This is a genomic window from Streptomyces tibetensis (assembly GCF_007655005.1).
GTDB lineage: Bacteria > Actinomycetota > Actinomycetes > Streptomycetales > Streptomycetaceae > Streptomyces > Streptomyces tibetensis.
The window spans coordinates 316,145-328,447 of record NZ_SZVW01000003.1 but is presented as its reverse complement, the minus strand read 5'-3'; the positions used below and the strand labels follow the sequence as shown (position 1 = coordinate 328,447).

At 71.0% G+C, this 12,303-nt stretch carries 10 protein-coding genes; 2 read left to right on the top strand and 8 right to left on the bottom strand.

Going from position 1 to position 12,303, the window contains the following annotated elements:
- Window positions 1-35 precede the first annotated feature (35 nt).
- The 4 genes from FDO69_RS06410 to pgsA form a co-directional block, all read right to left on the bottom strand.
- On the bottom strand, window positions 36-176 hold the full coding sequence (locus tag FDO69_RS06410; protein WP_158761618.1) for a lasso RiPP family leader peptide-containing protein: 141 nt from the start codon (window positions 174-176) through the stop codon (window positions 36-38).
- Window positions 177-404: 228 nt separating this feature from the next.
- Entirely contained in the window at window positions 405-1,568 is a 1,164-nt protein-coding gene (locus FDO69_RS06405) for a glycosyltransferase family 4 protein (protein ID WP_104778759.1), read from the bottom strand.
- The gene (locus FDO69_RS06400; RefSeq protein ID WP_104778758.1) at window positions 1,565-2,473 is read right to left on the bottom strand and encodes a phosphatidylinositol mannoside acyltransferase; all 909 of its coding nucleotides are present in this window, start codon (window positions 2,471-2,473) and stop codon (window positions 1,565-1,567) included. The genes FDO69_RS06405 and FDO69_RS06400 overlap by 4 nt, the downstream gene beginning before the upstream one ends.
- Window positions 2,470-3,228, bottom strand: coding sequence for a phosphatidylinositol phosphate synthase (pgsA, locus tag FDO69_RS06395; protein WP_234387865.1), 759 nt, complete (start codon window positions 3,226-3,228; stop codon window positions 2,470-2,472). The genes FDO69_RS06400 and pgsA overlap by 4 nt, the downstream gene beginning before the upstream one ends.
- Window positions 3,229-3,473: 245 nt before the next feature.
- Here pgsA and FDO69_RS06390 point away from each other — a divergent pair, with 245 nt between their 5' ends.
- Window positions 3,474-5,672, top strand: coding sequence for an elongation factor G-like protein EF-G2 (locus FDO69_RS06390; protein ID WP_104778756.1), 2,199 nt, complete (start codon window positions 3,474-3,476; stop codon window positions 5,670-5,672).
- A 170-nt stretch (window positions 5,673-5,842) separates the two neighbouring features.
- Entirely contained in the window at window positions 5,843-7,510 is a 1,668-nt protein-coding gene (locus FDO69_RS06385) for a hypothetical protein (RefSeq protein WP_104778755.1), read from the top strand.
- Between the two features lie 138 nt (window positions 7,511-7,648).
- Here the strand turns inward: FDO69_RS06385 and FDO69_RS06380 are convergent, their stop codons facing one another.
- From FDO69_RS06380 to FDO69_RS06365, 4 genes are all read right to left on the bottom strand, one after another.
- Window positions 7,649-8,209 (bottom strand): HIT family protein, encoded by a 561-nt coding sequence (locus FDO69_RS06380; protein ID WP_031104476.1) that lies wholly within the window; start codon window positions 8,207-8,209, stop codon window positions 7,649-7,651.
- A gap of 65 nt (window positions 8,210-8,274) precedes the next feature.
- Window positions 8,275-10,251 carry a threonine--tRNA ligase gene (thrS, locus tag FDO69_RS06375; RefSeq protein WP_104778754.1) on the bottom strand — a complete coding sequence of 659 codons (1,977 nt, stop codon included), beginning with the start codon at window positions 10,249-10,251 and terminating at the stop codon, window positions 8,275-8,277.
- A gap of 123 nt (window positions 10,252-10,374) precedes the next feature.
- Window positions 10,375-11,601 (bottom strand): hypothetical protein, encoded by a 1,227-nt coding sequence (locus FDO69_RS06370; protein WP_104778753.1) that lies wholly within the window; start codon window positions 11,599-11,601, stop codon window positions 10,375-10,377.
- Complete coding sequence (locus tag FDO69_RS06365; RefSeq protein WP_104778752.1) at window positions 11,598-12,164, bottom strand: DUF4365 domain-containing protein; 567 nt, start codon at window positions 12,162-12,164, stop codon at window positions 11,598-11,600. The genes FDO69_RS06370 and FDO69_RS06365 overlap by 4 nt, the downstream gene beginning before the upstream one ends.
- Between the last annotated feature and the right edge of the window lie 139 nt (window positions 12,165-12,303).

The window sequence follows — 12,303 nt, the reverse complement described above, 5'->3', positions numbered from 1 at the left end:
CGTGCTCGTGCCGACGAGAGCCGGCGAGACGACTGTCAGAAGCCGCCCGAGTAGTGACCGAAGATGTCGTTGCCCCAGCCGATGAAGCCCAGGGTGTCCTCGTTGAACTCTCCGACCTCGGTCAGCGTCGGCGGGGCGTACGGCTCGGCGGTCGTGAGCTCGATCTGCTCGTCCACAACATCTCCTCCCGTTACAAGGGGCAGCCGGTCAGCTACCCATTGCACCGTACATTCGATGTTGATTCATGATCCATCGGTTTTCACTCAAGTCCCGGCAGCCACTTCGGACACTCGAACGACACGGAAAGATCACGGGTGATCTGCGCAATCGATCATTGTGCACCGTGGCACGCGGACGCCCGACCTGCCCTTTTGACGTGGCCTGAAAGGACCGGGCGCCCGCCGTCAGTCCCGGGCGAACCCCAGCCGCCCCCACAGGCCGGTCGTCCGCTCGTCCTCGGCCACCGCCGCCGCTCCCGCCGTGACCGTCTCGTAGACGGACAGGATGTCCGCGCCGACGGTCGACCAGTCGAAGCGCCGTACGTGGGCACTCCCCCGCGCCCGCAGCTCCGCCCGCCGCTCCGGGTCCGCCAGGAGCCGTACGGCCGCTGCGGCCAGGGCGTCGGCGTCCTCGTTGGGGAACAGTTCGCCGGCCGCTCCGCGGTCCAGGACCTGGGCGAAGGCGTCCAGGTCGGAGGCGAGCACGGGGGCTCCGGCGGACATGGCCTCGACGAGGATGATGCCGAAGCTCTCGCCGCCGGTGTTGGGCGCGACGTAGAGGTCGACGCTGCGCAGGAACCGGGCCTTGTCCTCGTCGCTGACCATGCCGAGGAACTCGACGCGGGAGCGCAGGTCGGCCGGCAGGGACTCCACGGCCTCCACCTCGTCGCCGCGCCCTGCGACGAGCAGCCGGGTCTGCGGGCGCGCGGCGAGGATCCTGGGCAGGGCCCTCATCAGCACCGGGAGTCCCTTGCGGGGCTCGTCGATACGCCCTATGAAGCCGATCGTGTCGCCCTGCCACTCGGCCTTGGGCTCGGCCTCGGCGAAGAAGTCCACGTCGACGCCGTTGGGGATCACGACCGCGTCGCCGCCGAGGTGCTCCACCAGCGTGCGGCGGGCGTACTCGCTGACCGCGATGCGGGCGCTGATCTTCTCCAGGGCGGCCTGGAGGATCGAGTACGCGGCGATCATCGCGCGGGAGCGCGGGTTGGACGTGTGGAACGTGGCGACGATCGGGCCCTGGGCGGCCCAGCAGGTGAGCAGGCCCAGCGACGGCGAGGTCGGCTCGTGGATGTGGATCACGTCGAACGCACCGTCGTGCAGCCAGCGGCGCACCCGGGCGGCGCTCAGGAAGCCGAAGTTCAGCCGGGCCACCGACCCGTTGTACGGCACCGGCACGGCGCGTCCGGCCGAGACCACGTACGGCGGGAGCGGGGTGTCGTCGTCGGCCGGGGCCAGGACGGACACCTCGTGACCGAGGCGGATGAAGTACTCGGCGAGGTCACGGATGTGGAACTGCACGCCACCCGGGACGTCCCAGGAGTACGGGCAGACGATACCGATTCTCACGGGCGTCCCTTCGCGGGGTCGAGGTCCGCGAGCCACAGGCGCTGCAGCATGTGCCAGTCCGACGGATGGTCGGCGATCCCCGTGGCGAAGGCGTCGGCCAGCGCCTGTGTCATGACGGACGTCTTCTCGGCGCGCGTGCCCGACTCGGGCACCTCGACGGCCGGGTGGACGCGGCCCCGCATCACGGGCGAGTCGTCGTACCAGAGGGTGACGGGCAGCAGCAGGGCGCCGGTCTGCTGGGCGAGCAGGGCGGGTCCGGCCGGCATGCGGGCCGTGTCGCCGAAGAAGTCCACCTCCACGCCGGAGGCGGACAGGTCACGGTCGGCGACCAGGCAGACGAGGCCGCCCTCGCGCAGCCGCCGGGCCAGGGTGCCGAAGGCGGTGCCGCCGCTGTGCGGCAGGACCTCCATGCCGAGGCCCTCGCGGTAGGCGACGAACCGGTCGTAGAGCGTCTCGGGCTTCAGCCGCTCGGCGACCGTGGTGAACGGGATGCCGAGCTTCGTGGTGACCCAGGCGCCGGCGAGGTCCCAGTTGGCCAGGTGCGGCAGGGCGAGTACGACGCCCTTGCCCGCGGCCAGGCCCTCGGTGAGGTGGTGCAGGTCCTTGGCCTCGAAACCGGCCTTGATCCGCTCCTTGCTCCAGGCCGGGAGGCGGAAGGACTCCATCCAGTAGCGCAGGTAGGAGCGCATGCCCGCGCGGGACAGTTCGGCGAGGGCTTCCGGACTCGCGCCGGGCACCACGCGCGCGTAGTTGCTCTCCAGGCGCTGGACACCCTTGCCGCGCTGCTTCCAGGCGAGGTCGGCGATGGTGCGGCCGAGGCGTACGGCGGCCGGCTCGGGGAGCTTCTTGACCGTGCTCCAGCCGAGGCCGTACAGCGCGTCCGTCAGCCGGTCCTGTGCGCTCACGTGGCCGCCTCGCTCCCGTGAGAGGCGTTCTGCTGCTCGTCCTCATCGTCCTGCTCGCCCTGCGCGGCCGCCTCCGCCTCCGCGGATTCCCTGCGGACCGTGACGACCCGCTGGATCAGCGTGACGAGGCTGCCCACGGCGACGATCCACAGAGCGACGGGCAGCAGGTACCGGATGCCGGGCACACCGAACTTGTGCAGGCCCGCGAGCCCCGCCGCGACCAGGGAGATCACCAGCCGCTCGGCACGCTCGACGAGCCCGTTGACCGCCACCGGCAGGCCGATCGACTCGCCCCGGGCCTTGGTGTACGACACCACCTGGCCGCTGGCCAGGCAGAAGATCGAGACCGCGCACAGGACGAGGTCGTCGCCCCCTCCCGCGTACCAGAGGATGAAGCCGCCGAAGATCGCGCCGTCGGCGACCCGGTCGAGCGTGGAGTCCAGGAAGGCGCCCCAGCGGCTGGAGCGGCCGAGCTGACGCGCCATGTTGCCGTCGACGAGGTCGGAGAACACGAACAGCGTGATCACGACCGTGCCCCAGAAGAACTCGCCCATGGGGTAGAAGACCAGTGCGCCCGCGACCACACCGGCGGTGCCGAGGAGCGTGACCGTGTCGGGGCTGACGCCCCGGCGGATGAGAAACGCGGCGAACGGTGTGAGGACACGCGTGAAGAATGCACGCGCGTACTTGTTCAGCATGGCCTTCCCGAGGGTCGGTGTCGCCGTCTGGCCCCTGCTGGCCACCGGCTGGCCCATCGTAGTCACGCGCGCGCGTGGGCGAGGTGCGGGCACCCGGACCCCTTTCGGGGGAACCCGCGAGCCCCTGGTGGGCGGCGCGCTCACGTCGTTCGTATGGACGCGCCGTGACGGGAGTGGGAAGGTCGAATGACCGCGGGCGTCGCCGGAGCCACCACCGCTGGGGGTACCCCCGGACGGAGTCTGGGGGAGGATTCCGCGTGTCCGCGCCCACAGTGACCTCACCGTGCACGGGAGGCAGGATCATGGGCGACAAGGCACAGACACACCCTGGGGCCGCCGGCAGGGCACAAGCGGCCGACCACCCTCAGTCCGTACGGAATGTGGTGCTGGTCGGCCACTCCGGATCGGGAAAGACCACGTTGGTCGAAGCCCTCGCACTCACGGCGGGGGCGGTCAACCGGGCGGGCCGTGTGGAGGACGGCGGCACCGTCTCCGACTATGACGACATCGAGCACCGGCAGCAGCGCTCGGTACAGCTCTCCCTGGTGCCCGTCGAGTGGGACGGCATCAAGGTCAATCTGCTCGACACCCCCGGATACGCCGACTTCGTCGGTGAGCTCAGGGCCGGTCTGCGCGCGGCGGACGCGGCCCTCTTCGTCGTCTCGGCCTCGGACGGCGTGGACGGCTCGACCCGCATGGTGTGGGAGGAGTGCGCGGCCGTGGGCATGCCCCGGGCCATCGTCGTCACGCACCTGGAGTCGGCGCGTTCCGACTTCGAGGAGATGACCCGGACCTGCGCGGAGGCCTTCGGCGCGGACGACCCCGACGCGGTCCTGCCGCTCTACCTGCCGCTGCACGGCCCTCAGGCCCCGGACGGGCACGCCCCCGTGACCGGGCTGATCGGCCTGCTGTCGCAGAAGCTGTTCGACTACTCGACCGGCGAGTGCAAGGAGTCCGAACCCGGCGAGGACCAGCTGCCACTGATCGAGGAGGCCCGCAACCGTCTCATCGAGGGGATCATCTCCGAGAGCGAGGACGAGACCCTCATGGACCGCTACCTCGGCGGGGAGCCGATCGACGTCGGAACGCTCATCCAGGATCTGGAACGCGCCGTCGCACGGGGCGTCTTCTTCCCCGTGCTGGCCGCCGCCCCCGCGGGTGAGGGCGCCCGGCAGGGCCTCGGCACCCTGGAGCTGCTGGAGCTGATCACGCGGGGCTTCCCGACGCCCCTGGAGCACGAGACGGTGCGGGTGACGACGATCGACGGAAAGCCGCGCGAGCTCAAGCCGTGCGACCCGGGCGCTCCGCTGGTCGCGGAGGTCGTGAAGACCTCCTCCGACCCTTATGTGGGCCGGCTGTCGCTGATCCGGCTGTTCTCCGGCACCCTGCGCGCCGACCAGACGGTCCACGTCTCCGGGCACGGGCTGGCCGACCGGGGGCACGAGGACCACGACGTCGACGAGCGGATCGGCGCCCTGTCCACGCCGTTCGGCAAACAGCAGCGCCCGGTGTCGCACGTCATCGCGGGTGACCTGGCCTGTGTGGCGAAGCTGGGCCGCGCCGAGACCGGCGACACCCTGTCCGCCAAGGACGACCCGCTGCTCATGGAGCCGTGGCAGATGCCCGACCCGCTGCTGCCGCTGGCCATCCAGGCCCACAGCAAACCGGACGAGGACAAGCTCTCCCAGGGTCTGGCCCGGCTGGTGGCCGAGGACCCGACGATGCGGCTGGAACAGAACCAGGACACCCACCAGGTGGTGCTGTGGTGCCTGGGCGAGGCGCACGCCGACGTGGCCCTGGAGCGGCTGCGCAGCCGGTACGGCGTCCAGGTCGACGTCGTGCCGCACCGGGTGTCCCTGCGCGAGACGTTCGCGACCAGGTCGGCCGGCCGGGGCAGGCACGTCAAGCAGTCCGGCGGGCACGGGCAGTTCGCCATCTGCGAGATCGAGGTCGAGCCGCTGCCCGGCGGGTCCGGCATCGAGTTCGTCGACAAGGTCGTGGGCGGCGCCGTGCCCCGGCAGTTCATCCCGTCGGTGGAGAAGGGCATACGCGCACAGGCGGCCAGGGGAGTCGCGGCCGGTTACCCGCTCCTCGACGTACGGGTGACCCTCCTGGACGGCAAGGCGCACTCGGTGGACTCCTCCGACGCCGCGTTCCAGACGGCCGGCGCGCTCGCGCTGCGGGAGGCCGCGGCCGACGCGAAGATCCATCTGCTGGAGCCGGTGGCCGAGGTGTCCGTGCTGGTCGGCGACGACTTCGTGGGCGCCGTGATGAGCGACCTGTCGGGGCGGCGCGGCCGGGTGCTCGGCACCGAGCAGACACCCGGCGGGCGCACCCTGATCCGGGCCGAGGTGCCCGAGATCGAGATCGACCGGTACGCGATCGACCTGCGGTCGATGGCGCACGGCACGGCGGCGTTCAGCCGCCGGTACGCGCGGCACGAACCGATGCCGCAGCAGGTCGCGGACCGGGTGCGTGAAGAGGAGCGCAAAGCCTCGTAGTTGGCGCCGGCGCCACCAAGTGCCCTCGTGTGGGCTCCCCTCCGCGGGGGCGGACGGCTTGACAGGCCGCCCGCCCCCGCACGCCGGTGTGGACGGATACGCTGATGACCTGATCAACAGGTGTGCGCAGCGCGGAAGTCGGGAAGGCCGCAGATGCGGATGCGGCAGCGATGGGGGCGGCAGTGACGGACGGATTCGACTTCAGCCCGGGAGCGCAGGTTCCTCTCGCGGGTGCGAGCGGCCAGACGGCGGCGACCTACGCGCTGGCCGCGGCGGCGTACCGGGACGACGAGGTCACCAAGATCCTGGCCGCCGACAACGAGTGGCACCAGTCGAAGGTGACCCCGCCGCGCTCCTGGGCGAAGATCTTCCGCCCCAGGCTCGGCGAGGCCTTCTCGCGCGCGGTGATCGACCGGATGCTGGGGGCCGGGCGCAAGCCGGTCATCCAGTCCTTCGGCATCGAGCCCCAGGTCGTCGTGGAGCACTGCCTGGCGGCCCACCGCATCCGCCGGGACCGCGACAACTGGCTGTCGGCGATCACGGTGATCTGCGGGCTCCTGTTCCTGCCGGGCTTCCTGGTGTGGCTGCTGGTGTTCACCCTGCGCACCACCATGGCCAAGCGCGAGGACAAGCGTGCGGGCGCCCTGGCCACGACGCTGCTGGTCGCGGTGAGCGCACTGGCCGTGCTGTTCCTGCTGCGCATGCCGTTCACCGGGTTCTGGGCCCTGTACGGGCGCGCGGCGGTGATCATGCCGGTCGTCGGCTGGTTCTGGGCCAAGCACATCTGCGAGCGGACCGCCCGGGACCTGCGGGAGCGCTGGTCGAGCCTGCTGTCGGGCGGCGGTGTCGGCGCCAAGATCCCCGAGGCCGTCCCCGGCAACCCCGGTGACGCGGCCGAGCAGGTCCGCAAGGAGCTGGCCCGCCTCGCCGCCGAGCAGCGGTCCAACTCGGTCTTCTACGCCGGTCCCAAGGGCATACTCGGCATGGGCACGCGGTGGGGCAGCTGGCAGCTGGCCGAGGAACTGGTCTCCGCCGAGCCGGGCAAGGAGTTCCACCCGTTCCGCAGCTGGGACGTCATCGTGGCGATCCAGGGCGGTCTCGGCATGCTGGAGCGCACGTCCATCAACACCGGCGGTTTCCCCAAGCCGTCCATCACGCACTGGGTCGTCACGCCGATCGGCGAGAAGGCGACGGAGGTGTCCCGACCGAGCGGCACGGACGTCGACGCGTACACGGTCCGGACCCACGCCATACAGGACATCTGCAACAAGCAGCAGTTCGGCAGCGGCGACCGGCACTACCTGGGCGTGCAGTGGACCCTGTGGGACGGCCACCTGGTGATCACGATGCTGATCACGGTGACCGTGCTGCACGACACGCTGCGCATCGAGGTCACCGGGCACGCCCTGGGGCCGGTGAACTCCCTGTTCAACGAGAAGCCCGCCGCCAAGGAGAAGACGGTCCAGAAGTCGCTCCGGTTCTGGGAGACCCGCACGGTGAAGCTCCCGCTGATCGACGCCGACGAGGTGGTACGGCTGGCCGCGCGCGCCCCGCTGACCTGGTACCCGCCGGTGCTGAACTGGCTCGGCGGCAGTCTGACGCTGCCGGAGCCGTTCGGCCTGCGGCACGCGTGGGCCGACCAGCCGTGGCGGCACCGGTTCATGGCCGACGACGCGCTGCGGGCTGCCACGCCGGTGCTGCGGGTGGTGCACACGGCGGCGCTGAAGGTGCTGCGGGAGAACGGGGTGGACGTGGAGAAGTTCGGGTCCAGGTCGGCGGCGCTCAGCGGGGCGGTGCAGGAGGCTTCGCCGAAGAAGGCGGATGTGTACGACGCGTAGGCCTCCGGCGGTCGAGCCGATCATCCCCGGGCCAGCGGTGGCTGGTGCCCCTGGGGGCTGCGCCCCCAGACCCCCATCGGCCTGAACGGCCTCGTCCTCAAACGCCGGACGGGCTGGGGTAGGCCGCACCCGCCGCAATCAAGCGGTCGGCCAGGCCTCCGCCAGCATCTTCCGCGTGTCCGCCAGGAGCTGCGGCAGCACACGCGTGTGCCCGACCACGGGCATGAAGTTCGTGTCCCCGCCCCAGCGCGGCACGATGTGCTGGTGCAGGTGTGCGGCGATGCCCGCGCCGGCGACCGTGCCCTGGTTCATGCCGATGTTGAAGCCGTGGGCGCCGGAGGCCGTGCGCAGGGCCGTCATCGCCTGCTTGGTGAGCTCTCCGAGTTCGGCGGTCTCCCCCGCGGTGAGGTCGGTGTAGTCGGCGACGTGCCGGTAGGGCACGGTCATCAGGTGGCCGCCGTTGTACGGGTAGAGGTTGAGCACCGCGTAGACCTGCTCGCCGCGCCGGACGACGAGCCCGTCCTCGTCGGACTTGGCCGGGATCGAGCAGAAGGGGCAGCCGTCGCCGGCGCCCGGGCCGGTGGGCTTGTTCTCGCCCTGGATGTAGGCCATCCGATGCGGCGTCCACAGACGCTGGAACGCGTCCTGCGTCCCCACTCCCAGCTGCTGCTCCGGCTCACTCGTCATGCAGTGCAGCATATGGCGTCGAGCTGGGGGGACGGCAAAGGCCCCCGGATCTCCCCGGGGGCCTTTGCACGGTGTGATCAGACCTGGGCGCGCTCCTCGACGACCTTCTGGATCTTCGCGATGGCCTCGTCGAAGGGGATGCCGTTCTCCTGCGAACCGTCGCGGTAGCGGAAGGACACGGACTCGTGGGACATGTCCTCGTCGCCCGCGATGACCATGAAGGGCACCTTCTGCTTCTGGGCGTTGCGGATCTTCTTCTGCATGCGGTCGGAGGAGGAGTCGACCTCGACGCGCAGGCCCTTCTTCTTGGCCGCGGCGGCGAACTTCTCCAGGTACTCCACGTGCGCGTCGCCGATCGGGATGCCGACCGCCTGGACGGGGGCCAGCCACGCCGGGAAGGCGCCCGCGTAGTGCTCCAGGAGCACCGCGAAGAAGCGCTCGATGGAGCCGAACAGCGCGCGGTGGATCATGACGGGGCGCTGCTTGGAGCCGTCCGCGGAGGTGTACTCCAGGTCGAAGCGCTCCGGCAGGTTGAAGTCGAGCTGGATCGTCGACATCTGCCAGGTGCGGCCGATGGCGTCCTTGGTCTGCACGGAGATCTTCGGGCCGTAGAAGGCGGCGCCGCCCGGGTCGGGGACGAGGGGCAGGCCCTGCTTCTCGGCGACCTGGCGCAGCGTCTCCGTGGCCTCTTCCCAGGCCTCGTCGGAGCCGACGAACTTCTCCGGGTCCTTGGTGGACAGCTCCAGGTAGAAGTCGGTCAGGCCGTAGTCGCGCAGCAGGCCGAGGACGAAGGTGAGCGTCTTGTCGAGCTCCTCCGACATCTGCTCGCGGGTGCAGTAGATGTGCGCGTCGTCCTGGGTGAAGCCGCGGGCGCGGGTCAGGCCGTGCACGACGCCGGACTTCTCGTACCGGTACACGGTCCCGAACTCGAAGAGGCGCAGCGGCAGTTCACGGTAGGAACGCCCGCGCGCGTCGAAGATCAGGTTGTGCATCGGGCAGTTCATGGGCTTGAGGTAGTAGTCCACGCCCTCGTCGAGCTGCATGGGCGGGTACATGCCGTCGGCGTACCAGTCCAGGTGGCCCGAGGTCTCGAAGAGCTTCCCCTTGGTGGCGTGCGGGGTGTAGACGAACTCGTAGCCCTCCTCCTCGTGCCGGCGGCGCGAGTAGTCCTCCATGACCCGGCGGATGATGCCGCCCTTGGGGTGGAAGACGGCGAGGCCGGAGCCGATCTGCTCGGGGACGGAGAACAGGTCCAGCTCGCTGCCCAGCTTGCGGTGGTCGCGCTTCTCGGCCTCGGCGAGGAACTCCAGGTGCGCCTTCAGCTCGTCCTTGGTGGGCCAGGCGGTGCCGTAGATGCGCTGGAGCATGGGGTTCTTCTCGCTGCCGCGCCAGTAGGCGGCCGCGTTGCGCATCAGCTTGAACGCCGGGATGGCCCGGGTGGACGGCAGGTGCGGGCCCCGGCAGAGGTCCTTCCAGCACAGGTCGCCGGTCTTGGCGTCCAGGTTGTCGTAGATCGTCAGCTCACCGGCGCCGACCTCGACGTCCGCGCCGTCGTCGGACGAGGCGGAGCCCTTGAGGCCGATCAGCTCCAGCTTGTAGGGCTCGTCGGCCAGCTCCTCGCGGGCGGCCTCGTCGGTCACCACGCGGCGGGAGAAGCGCTGCCCCCGCTTCTGGATCTCCTGCATCTTCTTCTCGATGGCCTTGAGATCCTCGGGCGTGAACGGCTTCTCGACGTCGAAGTCGTAGTAGAAGCCGTCCTTGACGGGCGGGCCGATGCCGAGCTTGGCCTCGGGGTGGAGCTCCTGCACGGCCTGTGCCATGACGTGCGCGGTGGAGTGGCGCAGGATGTTGAGGCCGTCCTCGGAGGAGATCTCGACGCCCTCGACCTCGTCGCCCTCGGACAGGGCGTACGACAGGTCCTTGAGCTCGCCGGCCACGCGCGCGGCGATGATCGAGCGCTCGCCGGCGAAGAGCTCGGCGGCCGTAGTGCCCGTCGTCACCACGCGTTCTTCCCGCTCGGAATCGCGCTGGATGATCACACGGACGTCTGACACCGGTCTCTCCTGACTGAAGGGGGCTGCGGCGCCATACCCGAGCGCGCGCACGAGTAAGGATCGTACCGACCCGGGACCGCCCGACGCGAAATCAGCCCCGGCAGCCCCCTGGCGCAGGCTTCGTCAGTCCCCTTCGCAGGCCCCCTCGAAGAAGTCGAGGTTCTCGTGGAGCTCCTTCATCAGGCGGTCCCGCTCGGCGTCGTCGACCTGGACCGGCACGACGCCGTGGGCACCGGTGAGGCGGCGGAAGCCGCCCCGGCTCTCCAGCCGCCCCTGCACCCGGACCGGAAGCCCCACGAGATGGGCGTGCCCGGCGATCCGGTACGCGTCCTCGTCGAGGGTGATCCGGACGTTCGGGACGTCGGCCCCGGCCAGCACGCGCAGCCGTACGGTGCCGTCGCCGCGCGGCCCGGACCGGCGCAGCCGTACCACCGCTCCCGTGATCCGCACCGGCACGGCGGGTTCCTCACGCAGGTAACGGGCGCCCGCCTCGCGCAGCACGGCCAGGTCGCCGGGCGAGAACTCGACGGGCTCGGCGGCGGGCGAGCAGCCCTCGGGAACACCGGCTGCCGGGGCCCACTCGACGGCGATCCGGGCCCCCTCCGTGCCCCGGACGAGGGTCACCAGGGCCTCGGTGAGTTCGTGGCTCACCCCGGCCTCGACGGCGGTGTCGAAGCCGTCCATGCCGCCGGTGGCCCGCTGGTAGTCGATGGCCTCCCGGGCGGCGAACAGCGCCTGGTGGAGGCGTACGGCCAGCGGGCGGCCGCCGGCGACGGGCACGAACGCGGTGAGCCGGCCGTCGGCGGCGGAGCCGACGAGGACGTTCTCCAGGGCCGCGGCGGCGGAGCGACGGTGACGGGCGCCGTGGTAGCCGGCCCGGGCGCGGGTGGCCAGGGCCGCGGCGAGCAGCATCCGGCGGGCGGCGCCGCGCAGCCGGTCCTCGACGGTCCAGGACGCCGCGGCGGCGGGCCCGGCGGGGACGTCGTGCCACCAGCGGATCTCGTCGCTGGGCACGGCGAGGGAGACGAGGACCTCACGGGCGGAGGGCGAGCCGCTGCGGGACAGGGCGAGCAGGGCCTCGCCGAGCAGCTCGTCGCTGTCGGGGAAGGCGCGGCTCTCCGGCACCAGGAGGCTGGTGCCGCTGCCGCCGGGACCGGGCGGGGTCCAGCGGCCGTAGCGTCCGGGGGCGCCGCCGCGCCGCTGCCAGCCGTGCCGGCTCAGCAGGGCGCCCAGCACCGCCGGGTCGATACCGGCGGGATCGAGCGGCTCGGGCGGTGAACCGCTCCAGGTGGTGTCGACGGGGTGCGGCCGGACCTGCCTCAGTGGCTCCTCGGTCGGGCGGTGCGTCACGGTTTCCCTCCCGTCCCGACCCGCGTCATGATCTCGCACAGGGCCCGGTCGTCGAAGATGCGTGAGGTCGGTATCCGCACGGTGGTGCGGCGGCGGCCGGTGATCGGCTGTCCGGCGAGGTTGGTCCAGTAGCAGCAGTGCCGCAGGTCCAGCCGGTCGTGGCCGGCGCGCAGCCAGTCGTCCTGGGAGCGCGGCACCAGCATCACCACGAGGATCTTGTGCACCGACACGGGTGTGCGGGCGAGCTTCGCCAGGTGGTCGTTGTCGAGGGTGAAGGAGAAGGTACGGCCGGGTGGGTGGGGCGGCAGCTGGTAGGTGGCCTTGAGCTGCACCTTGATGGTGACCTCGTCGTCGACCGTGTGCCCGGGGGCGCTGTGGCTGACGTGCCAGTCGATGCCGTTGTCGGGAAAGGGCTGGGACAGCGAACAGCCGGCGGCTGCCGCGACGGCGTGCAGATAGCCGACCTGCAGTGTCTCCATGCAGGCGGTGGTGGCGAGAGTGCCGCGGGAGGGAGCCGTGCGCTCGGGCAGCAGCCCGCCCCGTTCGGGCTGCGCAATGGCCATGGCCAACAGCCTTCCAGAACAAGTGTTTCCCCGTGCGGGCCGCTGAACTGCAACGACCCGTACTCCTGTTGTCTCCTTCCGGCGTACGGCGCAAACAGCCCGGGTATCACCGGATCGGGCAGCGGACGGTGCGTCAACT